The 17,867-nt window shown below is 67.3% G+C and carries 18 protein-coding genes; 9 read left to right on the top strand and 9 right to left on the bottom strand.

Annotated elements, in window-relative coordinates; translation table 11 throughout:
- Positions 1–3 precede the first annotated feature (3 nt).
- Entirely contained in the window at positions 4–984 is a 981-nt protein-coding gene (locus tag Q0Q48_RS02175; protein ID WP_295133212.1) for a zinc-binding dehydrogenase, read from the top strand.
- Between the two features lie 39 nt (positions 985–1,023).
- Here the strand turns inward: Q0Q48_RS02175 and Q0Q48_RS02170 are convergent, their stop codons facing one another.
- Positions 1,024–2,613 (bottom strand): ABC transporter substrate-binding protein, encoded by a 1,590-nt coding sequence (locus tag Q0Q48_RS02170; RefSeq protein ID WP_295133209.1) that lies wholly within the window; start codon positions 2,611–2,613, stop codon positions 1,024–1,026.
- A 150-nt stretch (positions 2,614–2,763) separates the two neighbouring features.
- On the opposite strand from Q0Q48_RS02170, the gene Q0Q48_RS02165 reads away from it, so the two are divergent.
- Positions 2,764–3,630: an isocitrate lyase/PEP mutase family protein gene (locus tag Q0Q48_RS02165; protein WP_295133206.1), complete on the top strand. Its 867-nt coding sequence runs from the start codon at positions 2,764–2,766 to the stop codon at positions 3,628–3,630.
- 4 nt (positions 3,631–3,634) lie between these two features.
- A complete protein-coding gene (locus Q0Q48_RS02160; RefSeq protein ID WP_295133203.1) occupies positions 3,635–4,075 on the top strand; it encodes an SET domain-containing protein in 441 nt (146 codons plus the stop codon).
- Positions 4,076–4,105: 30 nt separating this feature from the next.
- On the opposite strand, the gene Q0Q48_RS02155 is transcribed toward Q0Q48_RS02160, so the two are convergent.
- A complete protein-coding gene (locus Q0Q48_RS02155) occupies positions 4,106–4,477 on the bottom strand; it encodes a hypothetical protein (protein ID WP_295133200.1) in 372 nt (123 codons plus the stop codon).
- A 211-nt stretch (positions 4,478–4,688) separates the two neighbouring features.
- Here Q0Q48_RS02155 and Q0Q48_RS02150 point away from each other — a divergent pair, with 211 nt between their 5' ends.
- Positions 4,689–5,084 (top strand): hypothetical protein, encoded by a 396-nt coding sequence (locus Q0Q48_RS02150; RefSeq protein ID WP_295133197.1) that lies wholly within the window; start codon positions 4,689–4,691, stop codon positions 5,082–5,084.
- On the opposite strand, the gene Q0Q48_RS02145 is transcribed toward Q0Q48_RS02150, so the two are convergent.
- Positions 5,071–6,546, bottom strand: coding sequence for an FAD-dependent monooxygenase (locus tag Q0Q48_RS02145; protein ID WP_295133194.1), 1,476 nt, complete (start codon positions 6,544–6,546; stop codon positions 5,071–5,073). The genes Q0Q48_RS02150 and Q0Q48_RS02145 overlap by 14 nt on opposite strands.
- 257 nt (positions 6,547–6,803) lie before the next feature.
- On the opposite strand from Q0Q48_RS02145, the gene Q0Q48_RS02140 reads away from it, so the two are divergent.
- On the top strand, positions 6,804–7,016 hold the full coding sequence (locus tag Q0Q48_RS02140) for a cold-shock protein (protein WP_295133764.1): 213 nt from the start codon (positions 6,804–6,806) through the stop codon (positions 7,014–7,016).
- A gap of 88 nt (positions 7,017–7,104) precedes the next feature.
- Here Q0Q48_RS02140 and Q0Q48_RS02135 read toward each other — a convergent pair whose 3' ends face one another.
- Positions 7,105–7,344 (bottom strand): hypothetical protein, encoded by a 240-nt coding sequence (locus tag Q0Q48_RS02135; protein WP_295133191.1) that lies wholly within the window; start codon positions 7,342–7,344, stop codon positions 7,105–7,107.
- Between the two features lie 118 nt (positions 7,345–7,462).
- Between Q0Q48_RS02135 and Q0Q48_RS02130 the strand changes: the two genes are divergently transcribed.
- Complete coding sequence (locus Q0Q48_RS02130) at positions 7,463–7,678, top strand: hypothetical protein (protein WP_295133187.1); 216 nt, start codon at positions 7,463–7,465, stop codon at positions 7,676–7,678.
- Between the two features lie 70 nt (positions 7,679–7,748).
- Here Q0Q48_RS02130 and Q0Q48_RS02125 read toward each other — a convergent pair whose 3' ends face one another.
- The 3 genes from Q0Q48_RS02125 to Q0Q48_RS02115 all read right to left on the bottom strand — a co-directional run bounded on the left by Q0Q48_RS02125 (position 7,749) and on the right by Q0Q48_RS02115 (position 11,195).
- Complete coding sequence (locus tag Q0Q48_RS02125) at positions 7,749–8,384, bottom strand: hypothetical protein (RefSeq protein WP_295133185.1); 636 nt, start codon at positions 8,382–8,384, stop codon at positions 7,749–7,751.
- A gap of 86 nt (positions 8,385–8,470) precedes the next feature.
- A complete protein-coding gene (locus tag Q0Q48_RS02120; protein WP_295133181.1) occupies positions 8,471–9,688 on the bottom strand; it encodes an MFS transporter in 1,218 nt (405 codons plus the stop codon).
- Between the two features lie 52 nt (positions 9,689–9,740).
- Positions 9,741–11,195 carry an MFS transporter gene (locus tag Q0Q48_RS02115; RefSeq protein ID WP_295133145.1) on the bottom strand — a complete coding sequence of 485 codons (1,455 nt, stop codon included), beginning with the start codon at positions 11,193–11,195 and terminating at the stop codon, positions 9,741–9,743.
- 71 nt (positions 11,196–11,266) lie between these two features.
- On the opposite strand from Q0Q48_RS02115, the gene Q0Q48_RS02110 reads away from it, so the two are divergent.
- Together Q0Q48_RS02110 and Q0Q48_RS02105 are read left to right on the top strand one after the other, a co-directional pair.
- A complete protein-coding gene (locus Q0Q48_RS02110) occupies positions 11,267–12,241 on the top strand; it encodes a tripartite tricarboxylate transporter substrate binding protein (RefSeq protein WP_295133142.1) in 975 nt (324 codons plus the stop codon).
- A gap of 21 nt (positions 12,242–12,262) precedes the next feature.
- Positions 12,263–14,023: an NAD(P)/FAD-dependent oxidoreductase gene (locus tag Q0Q48_RS02105; protein WP_295133139.1), complete on the top strand. Its 1,761-nt coding sequence runs from the start codon at positions 12,263–12,265 to the stop codon at positions 14,021–14,023.
- Positions 14,024–14,110: 87 nt separating this feature from the next.
- Here Q0Q48_RS02105 and Q0Q48_RS02100 read toward each other — a convergent pair whose 3' ends face one another.
- Complete coding sequence (locus Q0Q48_RS02100) at positions 14,111–15,301, bottom strand: hypothetical protein (protein WP_295133136.1); 1,191 nt, start codon at positions 15,299–15,301, stop codon at positions 14,111–14,113.
- A 37-nt stretch (positions 15,302–15,338) separates the two neighbouring features.
- Here Q0Q48_RS02100 and Q0Q48_RS02095 point away from each other — a divergent pair, with 37 nt between their 5' ends.
- On the top strand, positions 15,339–16,526 hold the full coding sequence (locus tag Q0Q48_RS02095) for a glycoside hydrolase family 5 protein (protein WP_295133132.1): 1,188 nt from the start codon (positions 15,339–15,341) through the stop codon (positions 16,524–16,526).
- A gap of 40 nt (positions 16,527–16,566) precedes the next feature.
- On the opposite strand, the gene Q0Q48_RS02090 is transcribed toward Q0Q48_RS02095, so the two are convergent.
- Positions 16,567–17,613, bottom strand: a complete 1,047-nt coding sequence (locus Q0Q48_RS02090) for a glycosyltransferase (protein WP_295133129.1) — start codon at positions 17,611–17,613, stop codon at positions 16,567–16,569.
- Positions 17,614–17,867 lie beyond the last annotated feature (254 nt).

Raw genomic sequence — 17,867 nt, 5'->3', positions numbered from 1 at the left:
CCCATGAAGGCCGTCGTCATCCATGCCACGGGTGGACCCGAGCAGCTCGTGCTGGCCGATCTGCCCGATCCGGTGCCCGGGGCGGGCGAGGTGCTGATCGACGTCGCCTATGCCGGCTGCAACTGGGCCGACACGCAGGTCCGCATGGGCATCTATCCGCATCCCATGACCTATCCGATGGTCCTTGGCTTCGAGGTCTCGGGGACGGTGGCCGCGCTGGGTGCGGGCGTGAGCGGCGTGAAGGTCGGCGATCGCGTCGCGACCTTTCCGGAAAAGGGTGGCGCCTATGCCGAGAAGTGCGTCGCCTCGGCCAAGGGGCTCATCAAGCTGCCCGACGCGGTCGGCCTCGACGTCGGGGCGGCCTTTCCCATCCAGGCCCTGACCGCCTGGCACATGATGTGGACGATCTACGGCGGCATCGGGCCGGGCGACACCGTACTGGTGAACGCGATCGGCGGCGGCGTCGGGCTGATGTGCACCCAGCTCGCCGTCCACGCCGGCGCGCGTGTCATCGGCACGACGGGGACGCCGGGCAAGGAGGCCAGGGCGCTGGCCTACGGCGCGTCGCGGGTCGTGGTGACCTCGCAGGAGAATTTCGAGCGCGCCGTGCTCGACTTCACCGGCGGGAAAGGCGTCGACCTCGCCATCGACTCCTACGGCGCCACGATGCTCGACCGCACGTTCGGCGTCGTCAGGATGCTTGGCCACGTCATCAGCATCGGCGAGGCCGAGGGGCAGCCCTTCAAGAACATCCGCGAGCGTATCCTGCCGCGCTCCCAGACCTTCACCCGCCTGCATCTCGGCCATATCGACCAGACCTCGGCCGAATGGCTGGAAGGCGTCGAGCAGGTGCTGGCGGGCCTGGCCGAAGGCTGGCTGAAGGTGCCGATCGAAGGCGTGTTCCCGCTCAGCCAGGCGGCGGACATGCACCGCCGCCTCGAAGGCCGGGGCGTCGCCGGCAAGCTTTTGTTGAAGGCGAACTGATCCTCGTCTCCTCCCCCGTTTGACGGGGGAGGCTACAATTCATCGATCCAGCCAGACGTCCTCGAAGCGCCAGCCGTTGTAGATGCTGTTGGTCTGGATGACGACGCCCTTCACGTGCGGCTGCCAGCAGCCTGCCGCGCGACCGTGGCTGATGATCGGCCGCGCCACGTCCTCCTGCAGCTTGCGGTCGATCTCCCACACCAGTTCCTGCCGCTTCCTGCGGTCGGTCTCGCGCGACTGCTCTTCGAAGAGCTTGGTCATCTCCGGATTGCAGTAGTTGTTGTAGTTGCGCAGCGAGCCGCACGCATAGCCCTCGAACAGCGTCACGTCGGGGTCGTCGACCGCGCTGCCGGTCAGATTCAAGGCCACCACGTAGTCCTTCTTGAAGACCCTGTTGTAGTAGATGGTGGTGTCGATGATCTCGAGCTCGCCATCGATCCAGATGTGTTTGAGCTGGTCGATCAGGATCACCGCCGGATCCTTGAACGTCGCGATGTTGCGCGTGCTGACCTTGAGCTTCAGGTGTTTGTCGGGCCCGTAGCCCGCCTGCTTCATCAGCTCGCGACCCTCCGCACGGGCCTTCTCCACGTCTCCATAGCCGATGATCCCTTCGAGCTTGTCGCCGGGAAGCCCCCAGACCCCGTCGGGTGGCGGCAGCATGGCGCCGCCCATCTGGCCCTCGCCCTCGCTCAGGATCCTGATGAACGACGGGCGGTCGAGAGTCAGCGCCATGGCGCGGCGTATCCGTGCATCGTCGAAGGGCTGGACCTCGCGGTTCACGATCAGGTTCGTGCTGACGCCGGTCTCGCGCATCGTGCACTGCGCCTCGGGTGCGTCGCTTCTGATGTTCTTCAGCAGGGGCACCGACACGTCGCTGGGGAAGGTCATGTCGAACTTGCCGGCCACGAAGGACAGCATGCGCGTCGAGCGATCGGGTATGATCGTGTACTCGATGGCGTCGAGATAGGGCCGTCCCTTCTTCCAGTAGTCGGGATTCTTCACCAGCTTGATGCCCTCGTTCAACTTGAATTCGGCCAGCTTGAACGGCCCGGTTCCCACGGGCTTGCGCCGCATGTCGGCGGTGGGCACGTGACAGGGATAGATCGGCGAGTAGCCCGAGGCGAGGAGTGCCAGCAGCGACGGCTGCGGCTGCTTCAGGTGGAGCGTCACCTCGAGTGGGCCGTCGACCGTCACCTTCTCGACGTTGCGGTACCAGGCCTGGCGCGGATTGCGCCGGAGCTTGTCGGGGCTGAGCAGCAGGTCGAAGGTGCAGCCCACGTCCTCGGCGGTGAATGGCTTGCCATCATGCCATTTCACGCCCTCGCGCAGCTTGAAGGTGAGCGCGCGGCCATCGTTCTTCAGCGTCCAGCCGGTCGCGAGGTCCGGCACGACGGAGTCGAGGCTGTTCTTCGCCACGTGCTGGTCGAAGATCACCAGGTTGTTGTAGAGCGCCATGAAAGGCACGGCGACCGAAACGGTCGCTTCCTCGTGGATCGAGGCACTGGGCGGCGTATCCATGTGCTGGATCTTCAGAACGCCGCCATACTTCTGCGCCCATCCGGCGCCCGTCGATGCAATCACTCCAGCCACTACGCAAACCAACGCGAAACATCCGTTCGGGATCTTCATGTTGTCCTCCCAGTGACGTCATTTGTTCGTTCTTGGTCTCTCCAGTTCGATTGCAGTGCGTGCGACCCTAGACCCGATGCAGTCGCCGTGTCGACTGCACGGGCATCTCTGCTATCGTCCGGCCCGCAAATTCACCCGGAGGAGATTTCTGTGACCACTGCCCCCCAACGTCTGCGCGCCCTGCTGGCCGAGCCCGGCCTCGTCGTCATGCCGGCCGTGTGGGATGGGCTGACCGCGAAGCTGGCCTATGGCGAAGGGTTCAAGACGGCGTTCCTCTCGGGATCTTGCGTGGCCGCCAGCCGTCTGGGGGGACCCGATCTGGATCTCGTCTCGTTCGGCGAGATGTTCGATTCGTTCAACATGGTGCACAGCGCCGCGCCCGATCTCCTCGTCCTGGCCGACGGCGATCACGGTTACGGCAATGCGATGAACGTCCAGCGCACCGTGCGGGCCTATGGCCGTGCCGGCGCTGCCGCGGTGCTCATCGAGGACAAGATCACGCCGCGCGCGCTCACCGCCGCCGGCAAGCCCTGCCTGCCGCGCGAGGAAGCGCGCATGAAGATCCGTGCGGCCGTCCAGGCCGCGAAAGAGTCCGGCATCCTGGTGCTGGCGCGCACCGACTGCCGCCCGACGCAGGGCATCGACGAGGCCGTGGCGCGCATCGAGATGTATGTCGAGGAAGGCGCCGACATCCTGTTCCTCGACTCGCCGGCCGACGACGAGGAGATCAGGCGCGGCGTCGCCGCCGCCAAGGGCCGCCCGTCCTTCGCGGTGCTGTCGCCCGGCGCGCCGCGCGCCACGCCCTCGCAGGTGGAAGCCGCCAAGCTCGGTTTCAAGATCGGCACCTATCCGACCGGCATGCTCTCGCCGGCCGCCGCCGGCATGAAGGCGGGCCTGGCCGCGCTCAAGGCCGGCGAAGCGGAGAGCAAGACCGCGCTGTCGCCGGCCGAATTGCGGGGCGTACTGGGCTACGCCGACTACGACACCGCGGCCAAGCCGTTCATCGTGAAGGCCTGAGTCCATGAAGCGCAAGGCCAGCAAGGCATTCGTCCATCTCGGCGCCTCTTCCATCCATGGCCTCGGCTGCTTCGCCGACATCGACATAAAGAAGGGCGAAGCCGTCAAGGTGTGGGACGGCAAGGACAGCCGCTTCATTCCGCTCGCCCGGGCGCATGCCTCGCCGCAGGTCCAGCTCATCAAGCGCTTCGGCATCCGCGTCAGCGGCGGCTATTGGGCGCCGCTCGACTTCCTGCGGATCTCGACCGGCTGGTACATGAACCACGATGCCGATCCCAACATCGGCTCCGACGATGGTGACGTGACCTATTACGCGTTGCGCGACATCAAGGCCGGCGAGGAGCTCACCATGGACTACCGTCTCATGGACGAGCAGCACGACAACCTCAGCCGCGACGAGGAGGTCCCGGCTGTGTCGCGGGCGAGGGCGCGGCGCCGCCGCTGAGGTCGAGAGGCCTCGCGCCTCTGTCCGTTCCTAGAGCGGCTGCTTCCGGATCCAGTCGTGCGCCGGGCCGGCCTCGTGGAAGACGCGCATCGGTCTGCGCGCCGCGGCCAGCATGCCAAGCACGCGGGAGACCATGGCGACCTTGTCCTCCGGCACGATGACGGCCAGCGGGCCGACCGGGTTGGTCTGGTGCGAAGTCCGCATGCGTACGCCAACCGCCAGAAGGTGCTCCGCCCCCATGCTGGTGTCCGCGCGGATACCGTCGAACAGCTTGCGATAGGTGTGGAGGCAGGCCTCGTCGATCACGTCGAGATAGGCCTCGAATTCGGCGCGCGTGACATCGCCCTCCGCGACGACGGTGAGCAATTTCGCCTTGGAGTCGATGGTCCAGTTCAGCGGCATGGCCAAGGAGTCTGCCAGCGACCGTCACGCAGCGCCAGACGGCGAAAGGAGGGGGTGACGCTACCGCGATGCAGGCCTGGGTGCAGCAACAGTTGCCGGATTTGCAGGCGCGCGGATGCTCCCGAAAATAGTCTGATCTCGCACTGAAACTTCCTCGTCTTCCTCTACATTGCTCCCGTTGGAACCGGTTGTTCCAGCGTGAGGAGTAAGCATGCCGCTTGGTTGGTCGCGCAGCGACGAGTTCGGAATCCTGACCGTGGTGGGGCAGGGAGACGTCGGCCGGCGGGATATAGAGGACTACCTGAACGCCACCGTGCGGGAAGGGACCAAATCACACGCCAAGCTCGTCGATATGACGGTTGGCACTCTCAACCTCGATCGCGACGACCTCGAGTCGGTGGCCCGGACCCTGCTCGAGTACGGGGTCGGGGGCGGTGCCGGTCCTGTCGCCATGGTGGTCCACGGGGCGCTGAACATCGACATGGCGGTGCTGTTGAAGCAGCGCGTCGGCCCGAGGCCGTTCCGCGTCTTCACCGATCCGCTCGACGCGCGCGGCTGGCTCATGACGCTGGTCCGGCCCCTGCCTGGGGGGCCTACGCCTCGCTAGCCAGCGCCGCGAGATAGGCCTCGGCCCGCACGGCGTCGGTCGGCGCACCGGCGAAGCCGACATAGCCATCGGGCCGGATCAGCCGCAGCGCCGTTGTGTGTGCGGGATCGCTCGTCGGGGCGGCGACGACAAGCTTCGGAAACTTGGCGGCCAGGTCGGCGACGAGACCGGCTGGACCCAGGGCCGTGAACCGGGTGCCGCCGGCCCCCTCGGGCAGTCGGTCGGGCCAGCGTTCTCCGGCCTTCGGTCCGTTGGCGACACGTCCGTTCCTCGCGGTGAGAGGACTGTCGGGATAGCCGATATCCATCTCGCCGAGCTGATCCGCCATCTTGTGCTGGACCTGCGGGAAGCCCGCCGCGAAGCGGACGACCGTGTTGCGCAGATCCTGCAGCAGCGGATTGCGCAGCATCGCCGCCTCGGTGAGGCGGCCCGCGTTCCTGAGCACGCGGTCGCCCACCGCCGTGCGCTCCGGTGAATAGCTGTCGAGCAGGGCGGGCCTGGCGGCACCTTCGATGACGAGTGCCAGCTTCCAGGCGAGATTGAACGCATCCTGCATGCCGGTGTTCATGCCCTGGCCGCCGGCCGGGCTATGGATATGCGCCGCATCGCCCGCCAGGAACACGCGACCCTTGGAATAGTCCCTGACCTTGCGCTCGTTGATGCGGAAGGCCGCCAGCCAGACCGGGTCGGACATCACGATGCCGGGTGAGCCCCGGCGCGCCATGAGCGCATTGATCTCCTCGAGGGTCGGATCGGGATGGGTTTCGCCATCCCGGGCCGGGCCAAGGTTGGCGATCACCCGCCAGCGGTCGCCGACGATCGGGAAGAAGGCCAGGATGCCGTCGCGGTGCCAGAAGATGTGAAGATGGTCCGCCGGCGCGAGGCCCGTAATATGGCCGTCGGCCAGCGCCCAGTGCGACTGGAGGGTCGAGCCCTCGAAGGCGAAGCCCAGCCCGTGCCGGACGGTCGAGTGGGCGCCGTCGCACCCGACCAACCAGTCGGCCTCGACCTTTTCGGTCTCGCCGTTTGCCCTCGTGAGCTGCGCTTCGACGGCGGAGCCCTTATCGGCGAAGCCGGCGAGCGCCACGCCACGCTCGACCGCCACGCCCGACGCCGCCAGCCGTTCCTCGAGCACCCGCTCGGTCTCGCTTTGCGCGATCATCAGCGCATAGGCGAAGCGGCTGTCGATCAGGTCGAAGGAAACCCTCGCCACGACCTGGCTGCCGGTCGAGATCTGCGCGCCATGGGCCGGCATGCCGGACGACATGAAGTCCTTCGCATAGCCGGCATCGTCGAAAAGTTCGAGCGTGCGGCTCCACATGACGAGCGCCTTGGACTTGTCGGTGCGTCCAGCCGACTTGTCGACGATGCGGACGGAAATTCCGTGCCGTACCAACTCGTTGGCGAGCGTGAGGCCCACCGGGCCCGCACCCGAGATGAGCACTTTCGGATTGTCGGTCACGCGAACTCCCCTGCATATCTCGGACGAGCCTAGCCGCCCGTGGCCAATCGGTCCTTGCAAAAGTCCCGGCGAAAGGCCATATGCACGCGGTCGATAGACGGACAGACGATTTGGTCCGCGTTCCCGGCCTTGCCGGCAGCTCGCTCCCGAACTTTGATCCCGAAAACCAGTGCGAATTCGACGGCCGGCTGCGCGTTCCGTTTTATGAGTGGGACGCCGCGCGGTTCAGCATATCTAAAGTAGTGAAAGGGTTACCCATGGCGACGGGAACCGTGAAGTGGTTCAATATTCAGAAGGGCTTCGGCTTCATCCAGCCGGACAACGGCGGTGCCGATGCCTTCGTGCACATCAGCGCCGTCGAGCGCGCCGGCCTGGGCACGCTGAACGAAGGTCAGAAGGTCGAGTTCGAACTCGTCGCTGACCGTCGCAGCGGCAAGATGGCGGCCGACAATCTGAAGGCCATCGGCTGATCGCGCGGCTGCCGGTGACGGCGGCCTCGTAACAGCGATACGGAATCGACCCCGCACCCCCTGGGTGCGGGGTTTTTCGTTGGCGCGCCTACGGCCGGGGTTGCCTCGCTGCAGCGGGGGCCGGTTGCTGAATCGTTCCCTTGATTTGCGGCTCCGGTGCGTGGGCTTCGTCCGGAGCCTTAATGATCGGTACGCCCAAGGCGAAGTAGCCGACGACCAGCACGACCACCAACAGGCCCGCGACGATCCAAGGCAGACCGCTTCTGCCACTGGCCGTGGCGGGCGGCACGATGGGGGTGCGCAGGTCGGTCGGTCGACGGTCGGACATGGCCGCATCTCCCGGGGGCGGTTGCTGTGGTCAACGCAGGTCCCCTGCGCGTGTTCCCGACGGGGAAGGCGTGCGAGTTCCTTCCGGTCGACGGACTTGAACCGATATGGAGGCCCCGATGGGCAAGAAATCCAGCAAGCGCACGGAATACGTGCTGTTCAACGTCACCTACGAAGACGGCAGCCAGCGCTCCAACCGCCGCGTCCCGCTCGAGGCCCTCCAGGGGCTGGAGAAAGACCAGCCGGCCCGGCAGATCATCGAGGAGCAGGATCGCGAGGTTGCCGAGAAGTCCGGCAAACCGGCGCTCGCCATCAAGACGCTCGTGCGCGCCTGACCGCCAGGTCAGGATCGCCCTCACCGGAGACCGGCTTGTCGCGGGCCCGCATCCGCCCCGGGGCGTCCGTTCAGGGCGTCGGCGGCAACAGCCGGTCGATGGCGCGGATCCACACGTCGCGCGCCGCCTCGACGCCGAGCCCGTGGCGCTCTCGCATGCGGCCCCAGTTCTCGAAGTCGGTCAGCGCCTCGAGCGTGATCAGCAGCGATGTCCTCTCGGGCTCCGCCAGGGTCGAGAGCTCGGGCCGGTACATCAGCATCAGCCGCGCCCACACCGCGTCGCGCATGCGGTCGATGCGCATCGTCAGCAGTGGCGATTCCCGCTGGTTGTGCAGCAGCACCCGCCACAGAGGCAGCCACTGCTCGCAGATGCCGGCCCGCGTCTCGACCTGGGAGCGGATGCGGGCCGCGCGATCGCCGTCGAGATCGCGGACCGTGGCCTGGGCCAGCCCCGCCGCAAAGGCATAGTCCGCCGCGGCGAAACTCAGGGCCAGCAGGTCGTCGAACCGCTCGAAGACGGAGCGCACGGAATAGCCCGCCCGCTCGGCGATCTGGGCGGCCGTCGGGATCTCCGGACGCTCGCGCAGCAGATCCAGATAGGCCTCGATGATGAGTTGCTTGGTGCGCTCGCTGCGCAGCCGCCTGCCGTCGATGCGGCCGGGAAGCGCTCTGTCGGCGGGTGGCGCCGTGTCCTGACCGTCTTCCAAGCTTTCCCCGTCATCTCGTCGTGCCTTGGGTCCTGCACCTTGCCGCCTTTCCGGCATGTAGGCCAGCGCGCTTCGGAGCGGGACACTTACACTGGTGGAGGCGTGCGGGGACTCCTGCGCAATGCCACCACCATCGCCCCCGTGAGCACCAGCCCCATCGCCGCCATCGCGATGACCGCGCCGCGCGGGCCGAGGGGAGCGGAGAGGGCGCCGGCGGCGAGCTGGCCGAGCGGGCCGGTGCCGATGCAGACGGTGACGACGCCCATCAGGCGGCTGCGCATCTCGGGCGGCGCCTCGGTCAGCATCAGGGTCGATTGCATGTTGCCGAAGCCCGCCGTGCCGAAGCCGCCCAGCACGAGCAGCGCGAAGGCCAGCCAATAGAACGGCGACAACGCCATCAGGACGAGCGCGACCATGAACAGGGCCGCGCCGCCGGCGAAGGCGAGGCGCCGGTCCATACGCACGATGCCGGCCGCGATCAGCGCGCCGCCGACCAGGGCGCCCAGCGGCTCGCCGGCCGCCAGCAGGCCGACCAGGGCCGGCGAGACGTGGAACTCGCCCTGGCCGAGCGGCGCGACGAGGCCCGAATAGGCGAAGGCAAACGCGTTGGTGACGATGGTGACGCCGAACACCAGCAGGATGGTGGGCCGCGTCCAGGCGAAGCGCAGCCCCTCGGCGATCTCCTGCGGGATGCGCACCAAGTCGAGCCGCCGCGTCACTTGTGCGTGCGTGAGGCCCGCGATGGCGAAGGCGCCGGCGAACTGCACGAGGGCGGTGACGGTGTAGGCGCCCTTCATGCCCAGCCACTCGAAGGCCATGCCGCCCAGCAGCGGGCCCACCGCGCGCGTGGCGGCCGAGGTCACGCTGTCGAGCGCGATGGCGTTCACGATGCGGTGCGGGCCGGCGACCTCGCCGACCATGCGTCGGCGCGTCGACATTTCGGTCGACCACATGGTGCCGGAGACGAGGTTGCCCAGCGCCACGTGCCAGACCTCGAGATGGCCGGTGAAGGCGAGCGTCGCGAGCACGGTCGAGATCGCGGCCGGGATGGCCAGCGCCAGCATGAAGATAAGCTTGCGGTTCAGCGCCTCGGAGAGGGCGCCGGCGAAGGCGCCGAACAGGAGCTGCGGAATCTGCCGCAGCGCCACCACGACCGTGACGGCGAAGGCGGAGTGAGTGACCTCCCAGGCGAACAGGCCGGACGCCAGCAGCTCCAGCCAGCGCATCGCGTTGGCGAAGGCGCCGACCAACCAGAGTCTCAGGAAGTCGGGTGAGCGCAACAGCTCCCGGATCGGCGAGTTCATTGCGCGGAGGGTACCCGCCGGGGCGCGACAAGCGAAGCGCGGCCTGCAGGTTTCAGCGCCCGATTTCCTCCAGATTGACGCCTGCCGTCTCAATGCGGAACCACCAGGTGATCAACGCCCCGAGGAGCGAGGTGAAGACGAGGGCGGTCAGCAGGACATCGGTGCCGATCTCGGCCAGCACCACGGGGAAGGTGAAGGCCGTCAGCACCGCGCCCATCTTGGCGAAGGCGGCGGCGAAGCCTGCCCCCTTGCCGCGGATGTGGGTGGGGAAGACCTCGCCGGCCAGCAGGTAGGTCTGCGAGTTCGGCCCGAGGTTGGTCATGAAATTGAAGATCATGAAGCCGCCGAACAGCAGCAGCGTGCGCATCGGCTCGTCGACATGGGATTGCAGCGCCGCCATCGCGAGCCCGACGGCGCAGCCGACGAAGCCCAGGACCTGGAGCCGGATTCGGCCGACCTTGTCGGACATCAGCACGGCGGCGAGGATGCCGACGATCAGCAGCGTATCGACCAGCGCTGCGCCCTTCGCCCCCTGCAGGTCGCGGGCGATGACGGCCGTCACGTTGTGGGCCTTGGTGATCTCGTGACCGATCGTGTGGGAGAGGATCGTCGGCGTGAAGATGCCGATGCCGTAGGTCCCGAGGTCCTGCAGGAACCACGGGACCGACGCGAGGAGGGTGGCGCGACGGTTCTTCCGGTCGAAGAGATCGCTCCAGCGACCATGACGGTGATGGCTGCGATGGGGAGAGCCGGCGAGTTCGGCCAGGTGCACCTGCTTGGGGTATTGCGGCGTGCGCTTCAGCAGACGCCGCAGCTCGCGCTCGGCATCGGCGTGCCGGCCGCGGCTCATCAGCCATTGGCCGCTGTCGCTCACGAACAGGCGGGCGAACACGACGAAGGCGGCCGGCACGATCACGACGCCGTACATCCAGCGCCAGGCATCCAGTGAGGGATCCAGGGTCAGGATCGCGAAGCCCAGCGCCGTGCCGACCAGCGCGCCGATCGCCTGGAAGGCGAAGGCCGCCAGCACCAGCTTGCCGCGGTCGCGGCTGGGGATGCTCTCGGAGATCACGAGATGCGCCGTCGGATAGTCGCAGCCCAGCGCTACGCCGACCCCGAACAGGAAGAAGACCAGCCAGCCGAAGCTCGGCGCCAGGGTGAGGCCGGCCAGGAAGACGACGAAGACCAGCATCTCGATCACGAACATGCGGCGGCGGCCATAAGTATCCGCCAGCCCGCCCAGTGCCACGGCGCCGATCATGATACCCGCCAGGGTGGCGGCGCTCACGATGCCCTTGCCGGCGGCCGAGAGGCCGAACTCCTCGACGATCAGCGGCAGCGCGACGCCGGTCATGAACACGACCTTGCCTTCGAAGAACTTGCCGGCGGTGGCGAGTACCCAGATGCGCCATTGCATCGGGGTCATCGGCACGCTGGGGGTCGGCGTCCCGTCGGGCCACGACGGGGTCTGGTCGATATAGGCCTGTACGCTCTGCGGCTCTGTCATCTGGACAGATTACCGAAGGACGTTACGCTCAGGTGTCTGAAAAGAAAAAAATCAAGAATCAGGGAAACGCCATGAAAAGACGCAGCCTGCTCGTCGCGGCTCTCGCCGCGCCGACGATCGTTCCCGCCGTCGCGCTGGGCCAGGGCGCCTGGCCGAACAAGACGGTGAAGTTCATCTGTCCCTTCGCGCCGGGCGGCGGCACCGACACGGTGAGCCGGCTGATGTGCGACGCGCTTTCCAAGAGCCTCGGCCAGACCTTCGTCGTCGACAACAAGGGCGGCGCCGGCGGCAACATCGGCACCGTCGAACTCGCGCGCGCCACGCCCGACGGCTACACGCTGGGCCTCATTTCGGTGGCCAGCCACACGCTGAACCCGATGCTCTACTCCAGGCTGCCCTACAATCCGGATAAGGACATCGTGGCGATCTCGCGCGTGGCGATCCTCGCCAACCTGCTGGGCGTGACGCCGTCGTTGCCGGCCAGCAACGTCGCCGAGCTGATCGCGCTCTGCAAGAAGGAGCCGGGCAAGTACTCGTTCGCCTCGTCGGGCCCCGGTACGTCGCTCCACCTGAGCGGCGAGCTGTTCAAGAAGCTGGCCGGCGTCGACATCATCCACGTCCCCTACAAGGGCGCCGGCCCGGTCTATTCCGACCTGATGGCCGGTGTGGTGAACATGATGTTCGCCAACATGCCCTCGATGCTGCCGCAGGTCCGCGCCGGCAAGCTGAAGGGGCTGGGCGTGACATCGGCCCAGCGTTCCAGGGCGGCGCCCGACATTCCAGCCATCGCAGAGACCGTGCCGGGCTACGTCGCCACCTCGTGGTACGGGATCGGCGCGCCGGCCGGCACGCCCGAGCCGATCCTCGCCCGGCTCGAGACCGCGATCGCCGAGGCGCTGAAGTCGGCCGACATCCAGAAGCGCTGGAACGACGATCTCGGCCTCGACCTGCCGCCGCCCGGCCGCGCCGGCTTCGACCAGTTCCTGGCCGAGGACCGCAAGCTCTGGGAGCCCGCGGTCAAGGCCTCGGGCGTGAAGCTCGACTGACCCTCTTCGGGAGTAGTTTCGATGTCCGTACAATTTGCAGAAGCTCCGGACGAAGCCGGAGAGATCGCCGCGCGCTGGCTCGATTCGTTCGGGGCTGCGCTCCAGGCGCAGGATGCCGCTGCCGTCGCGGCGACGTTCATGCCCGACGGGCATTGGCGCGACGTGCTGGCCTTCACCTGGGACGTCGTCACCCATTCCGGGCGAGCGGCGATCGAGGCGGCGCTGGCGCCGGTGCTGGCGCGCACCGCCGCGAAGGATGTGGAAATTCCCGGCACGCGCACGCCGCCGCGTCGCGTGACGCGAGCCGGCACCCCGTGCATCGAAGCGATCTTCGAGTTCGAGACGGCGCTCGGTCATGCCAATGGCGTCGTGCGTCTCGTCGATGATGGCGGAACGTGGCGGGCCTGGTCGCTGCTCACCACGCTCGAGGAACTGCACGGCTGGCCCGACGGTAGGCCGCGCGAGCTGAGCGATGCCGAGCGCTACAGCCGCGACTTCGGCGGCGCCAACTGGCTCGACCAGCGGCTGAAGGCGCAGGCCTACGAGGATCGCGATCCCGCCGTGCTCGTCGTCGGCGGCGGCCAGGCGGGCCTCGCCACCGCGGCGCGCTTGCGCGCGCTGGGCGTCGATACGCTGATCGTCGATCGCCATCCGCGCATCGGCGACAACTGGCGGCGACGTTACCACTCGCTCACCCTGCACAATGAGGTGCACGTCAATCACCTGCCGCTGATGCCGTTCCCCTCGACCTTTCCGGTGTTCATTCCCAAGGACAAGCTGGCCAACTGGTTCGAAGCCTATGTCGAGACCCTCGACCTCAATTACTGGAGCGACACGCAGCTCACGTCGGGCCGCTACGACGAGACCGCGCAACGCTGGACCGTGACCCTGAAGCGCGGCGACGGGACCGAGCGCGTGCTTCATCCGCGCCACGTCGTCTTCGCCACCGGCGTGAGCGCCATCCCGATCAAGCCGTCGCTGCCTGGCCTCGAGTCGTTCGCCGGCACGGTCATGCATTCCGGGGACTACACCAATGGCGCGGACTGGAAGGGCCGCAGGGCGATCGTGGTCGGCACCGGCAACAGCGGCCACGACGTGGCGCAGGATCTCTGCGCCAGCGGCGCCGAGGTGACGATGGTCCAGCGCAGCCCAACCTACGTCGTGTCGATCCGCGAGGCGCAGAAGGTCTATGCGATCTACACCGAGGGCCTGCCGTTCGAGGATTGCGACCTGCTGGCGGCGGCCTCACCCTATCCGGTGATGCAGCGCGCCTATCAGCTCTCGACCGCCGAGATGCGCCAGGTCGATCGCGATCTCTTGGCGGGTCTGGAAAAGCGCGGCTTCCGCCTGACCTTCGGCGAAGACGATACCGGCTTCCAGATGATGTATCTGCGGCGCGGCGGCGGTTACTACTTCAACGTCGGCTGCTCCGACATGATCGTCGACGGGCGCATCGAGCTGTTGCAGTACGACGACATCGACCGGTTCGAGGCCGGCGGCGTGCGCCTGAAGGACGGCACCTTGCGCGAGGCCGAGCTGGTGGTGGTCGCCACCGGCTACGAAAACCAGCAGGAGACGGTGCGCGCCTTCCTGGGCGACGCGGTGGCCGACCGGATCGGCCCGGTCTGGGGCTTCGATGCCGGCGGGGAACTCGCCAACATGTTCAAGCCGACGCCGCAGCCCGGCCTGTGGTTCATCGCCGGCAGCCTCGCACAGTGCCGCATCTACTCCCGCTACCTCGCCTTGCAGATCAAGGCGCGCGAGGAGGGGTTGGTCGCCTGACGTTCGAAGCGTTCCATAGGAGCGCGCCACTCCAGTGGCGCTTAGAATAAGGCATGAGCGCAACTGGAGTGGCGCGCTCCTTTGAGCCTAGATGAACTGCCGGATCGCCGCGATCACGACCAGGGCGCCGATCGCCATGACGGCACTCCCGAGCGAGATCACATAGAGCGCGCGGCCGGGCGAGAGCCGGCCCATGTGGGCGGCGATCCAGAAGAACGGGTCGTTGACGTGGCAGACCGCCATCGAGCCGGCGCCGACGGCCGCCGCTGCGATGGCGCGGCCAGAGGCGCTGTCGAGGCCGAGTGCCGGCAGCATGGGCTCGACCATGCCCGCGGCGGTGAGCACCGCGGTGAGCGAATTGCCCTGCATCGTCTTCACGATGGCCGCGGCCAGGAACGGCGTCAGCACGCCGTAGCGTGGATGCAGCGCATACTCGGCCAGAAGCTCCGACATGCCGGTCTCGTCGAACACCCGGGCCAGCCCGCCCGACGCGCCGACCGCCAGCAGCAACGGCGCCCAGGAGCGGCCGGCCAGGACCGACGGCTCCCAGCGGCGGGCGAACAGGATCGCCAGGGTGACGGCAATGGCCGTCAGCATCAGCGGCCTGGAGATGCCGATGTAGAGTTCGCGCGCGCCGCCCCGGCCCAGCGGTTCGCTGGGCATCTGCGCCACCGCCTGCAACACCAGCAGCAGGAGCGGGATGCCGACGCAGAGCCATGCCCAGGAAAGCTGTCCTTCGGTCGGCTGCGACGGGATCTGCCGCGCCACATGCCACCAGCCCAGGGCGATCGCGAGCGCCGCGACCGGCAGAGCGATCAAGAACTCCGTGCGGATGTCGGCCTTCATGACCGAGGCCGCGGCCACCGCGAGCGGCGAGGGTGCCAGGAGAGCGGCGGTGGCGAGCAGGGTGAGCGCCAGGCCCAGCGCGCGCCGCGGCGCGTCCTGCCCGGCCGGCTGCAGGAGCGCGAGCCCGCCCGAAGCCGAGGCGCCCAGTCCGGCCACCAGTCCCGCGGCGGCGGAGGTGCCGGTACCGAGCGGCGTGTGCAGCACCAGGCCACCGACCAGCGCGCCCGCGACGACGAGCAGGCCCGTCTGTTCCAGGGCCGTCGTGAAACCCAGCCCGAACGCCTTGCCGACCGAGTCGAATGTCATGTCGGCGGCGATGCCATAGACCACGACCGTGGCCATGATCGCGAGGAAGACGGGCAGGCGGATGCGCTGGACCAGGAAGACGATGGCGGCGACGGCGATCGGCAACAGGAGCGAGGCGAGAAACATGACGGGACGAACCTTAGTGGCCTGCTACAGTCCCGTCATGCGCCTCCTCGTCGCTCTCCTGATGATGCTCGCTTTCGCCGCGCCCGTTCATGCCGAGGCGCTGGTGCGCATCGAGGGCAGGAACTTCGTCGAGCCGAACGGTCGCATCCTGCGCCTCAAGGGGATCAGCCTCGGCAACTGGCTGATGCCCGAAGGCTACATGTTCAAGTTCGAGGTCGCGAAGTCGCCGCGCCAGATCTACGGCGCCTTCGACCGGCTGCTGGGGCCGGAGCGCGCCTCGGCGTTCTGGCGCCAGTATCGTGACGCCTACGTGACCGAGGACGACATCCGCTTCATCAGGTCGGCCGGCTTCAACATGGTGCGGGTGCCGCTGCACTGGCGATTGTTCATGACCGCCGACGGCGAGATCGGCGGCGAGGGCTGGTCGCTGCTCGACCGGGTGGTCGGCTGGGCCGCCGCCGCAGGGCTTTACGTAATTCCCGACCTGCATGCCGCGCCGGGCGGGCAGACCGGGATCAACCACGATGACGGGCCGGGCTATCCGCTGATGTTCTACGTCCGGCGCGACCGCGACCTCACCGTGAAGCTGTGGCGGGCCGTGGCGCAGCGCTATCGCGGCAATCCCGCGATCCTGGGCTACGACATCCTGAACGAGCCGATCGCGCCCTACCACGACGTGGCGACCCTGAACGCGCGGCTGGAGCCGTTCTACAAGCGGGCGACGGCGGCGATCCGCGAGGTCGATCCCGGGCGCATCGTGATCCTGGCGGGCGGCCAGTGGAGTTCGAGCTTCGCCATGTTCGGCCCGCCCTTCGCGAAGAACCTCGCCTACACCTACCATTCGTTCTGGGCCTCGACGCAACGCGATTCGATCCAGCGGCACCTGAACTTCGCCAACCTGCATGACGTGCCGCTGTTCCTCGGCGAGACCGGAGAGCTCAATGACGAATGGAACGAGGAGTTCCGCCGTCTCCACGAGACGCATGGAATCGGCTGGTCGTTCTGGACCTACAAGAACCTCGACACGCCATCGACCGTGGTGTCGATCCCGCGCCCCGAGGGGTGGAAGGAGATCGTGGCCTATGCCGACGGGGCGACGAAGGAGAAACCGTCACCGGAACTGATCGACCGTGCCGTCGCGCAGTATCTCGAGGGCATCCAGTTCCGGAACGGCACGGTGCGCTGGAGCTACCTGGCGTCCCTCGGCCTGAAGGGAGAGCCCTGAAAGGCGGCGCGAGGACACGCGGCCGGCCGGGCCTTCGCCGTCAGTGCCCGCGATGCAATTGTCTGCCGAGACCCGAACGGCCGCTGTCGAGCAGGGCCTGCGCTCTCATCGACAATGCGTCGACGAAACGGAGCCATGCGCCCTTGCTGCTGTCCGAGCGGACCTCCAGGGCGCGCTTTACCAGCGCCTTCGAATTCGCATGACGCCAGTCACCGAAAGCGGCCCGGATGGGGGAGGCCTGTTCGTCGAGGATGCGCTGGACCAGCTGGAGGATGTGATTGCTGATCGGGCCCCAGTCCTTGGTCGAGGAATTGTAGCTGCCGCCCATCACCGCTGCGTTCGAATGCTTGTTGGCGCCGTGCATGCGATAGGCATAGAGCGCGTCGTGGATGGCGATGGAGCCCGTCAGCAGGACCGCGAAGGTCGACAGGTAATAGTCGAGATAGAGCCTGAGATCGTTGTCCGGCACGACGAGCACGAGGTCCACGAAGCTGCGGCGGAACATCATGCTCGCCATGCTGTTGGTGGCGCTGAGCGGCGTCCAGTGCGGATGGAAGGTCAGCCGGCCGTTGGCCGGAAAGGCGAATTCGCCGGTCGCCGCGTCGATCTTCGGCACGATGGCGGCTTCGAGAGCCTTCTTCGCCGAGGCGCCCTGCTCGAACCACCAGGCGGTGCCGGCCAGCAGATGATCGTCGCCGTCGACGATGTGGGAATCGCAGTAGGTGAGAGCGACGGGAAAATCGGCGTTCATGTGAACGCACAGATGTCGCTCGATGAAGCTCTCGTACCACATGTCGTCGGAGTCGAGGAAACCGACGAACGGCGTGTCCAGCCGGGAGAGGCCGCGCTTGATCGCGCCGGTCTGTCCGACATTTGTCTCGAGCCGGATATAGTCGAACCGCGAATCGCCGAGCCGCGACAGGCAGTTGCGGATTTCCTCGTCCGAATTGTCGGTCGAGGCGTCGTCGACGACGATGGTGCGAAGATTGCGGCACGACTGGCGGGCGACCGATTCGATCGCCCGTCCCACGAAGGCGCCGTTGTTGTAGTTGGCAATCACCACACCGACCGGGGGCGCTGAAGGCATATTGACCGTTTCCGTCTGCTGGATTGGACTCTGGGGGCGATCGCACGGAGATGCGGCGCCTGAAGATGGTCGACGATTGGGTGCACTGCAACCTCAAGCCACCCTCGCTGGAGTATCGGCTGCCATTCCCTATGCGGAAGGCCTGCGAAATCTCCAATAGAAGCGGTTTTTGCAGTCGAATGGTAGAGACAGCCGCCGTTCGCCAATGCTAGGTGGGCTCGCCGGCCCGCCGTCCGGGGACGGCAGGGCGGCCG

The organism is uncultured Reyranella sp., assembly GCF_945957355.1.
Classification (GTDB): domain Bacteria; phylum Pseudomonadota; class Alphaproteobacteria; order Reyranellales; family Reyranellaceae; genus Reyranella.
Note: the sequence above shows the minus strand (reverse complement) of the source record. Positions and strands in the feature narration are given on the sequence as shown.

What these genes read in the sequence shown, in the direction of transcription:
- Q0Q48_RS02175 (WP_295133212.1), top strand. Translation starts at nt 4, where the DNA reads ATGAAGGCCGTCGTCATCCATGCCACGGGTGGACCCGAGCAGCTCGTG.
- Q0Q48_RS02170 (WP_295133209.1), bottom strand. Translation starts at nt 2,613, where the DNA reads ATGAAGATCCCGAACGGATGTTTCGCGTTGGTTTGCGTAGTGGCTGGA.
- Q0Q48_RS02160 (WP_295133203.1), top strand. Translation starts at nt 3,635, where the DNA reads ATGAAGCGCAAGGCCAGCAAGGCATTCGTCCATCTCGGCGCCTCTTCC.
- Q0Q48_RS02155 (WP_295133200.1), bottom strand. Translation starts at nt 4,477, where the DNA reads ATGCCGCTGAACTGGACCATCGACTCCAAGGCGAAATTGCTCACCGTC.
- Q0Q48_RS02150 (WP_295133197.1), top strand. Translation starts at nt 4,689, where the DNA reads ATGCCGCTTGGTTGGTCGCGCAGCGACGAGTTCGGAATCCTGACCGTG.
- Q0Q48_RS02140 (WP_295133764.1), top strand. Translation starts at nt 6,804, where the DNA reads ATGGCGACGGGAACCGTGAAGTGGTTCAATATTCAGAAGGGCTTCGGC.
- Q0Q48_RS02135 (WP_295133191.1), bottom strand. Translation starts at nt 7,344, where the DNA reads ATGTCCGACCGTCGACCGACCGACCTGCGCACCCCCATCGTGCCGCCC.
- Q0Q48_RS02130 (WP_295133187.1), top strand. Translation starts at nt 7,463, where the DNA reads ATGGGCAAGAAATCCAGCAAGCGCACGGAATACGTGCTGTTCAACGTC.
- Q0Q48_RS02120 (WP_295133181.1), bottom strand. Translation starts at nt 9,688, where the DNA reads ATGAACTCGCCGATCCGGGAGCTGTTGCGCTCACCCGACTTCCTGAGA.
- Q0Q48_RS02115 (WP_295133145.1), bottom strand. Translation starts at nt 11,195, where the DNA reads ATGACAGAGCCGCAGAGCGTACAGGCCTATATCGACCAGACCCCGTCG.
- Q0Q48_RS02110 (WP_295133142.1), top strand. Translation starts at nt 11,267, where the DNA reads ATGAAAAGACGCAGCCTGCTCGTCGCGGCTCTCGCCGCGCCGACGATC.
- Q0Q48_RS02105 (WP_295133139.1), top strand. Translation starts at nt 12,263, where the DNA reads ATGTCCGTACAATTTGCAGAAGCTCCGGACGAAGCCGGAGAGATCGCC.
- Q0Q48_RS02100 (WP_295133136.1), bottom strand. Translation starts at nt 15,301, where the DNA reads ATGTTTCTCGCCTCGCTCCTGTTGCCGATCGCCGTCGCCGCCATCGTC.
- Q0Q48_RS02095 (WP_295133132.1), top strand. Translation starts at nt 15,339, where the DNA reads ATGCGCCTCCTCGTCGCTCTCCTGATGATGCTCGCTTTCGCCGCGCCC.
- Q0Q48_RS02090 (WP_295133129.1), bottom strand. Translation starts at nt 17,613, where the DNA reads ATGCCTTCAGCGCCCCCGGTCGGTGTGGTGATTGCCAACTACAACAAC.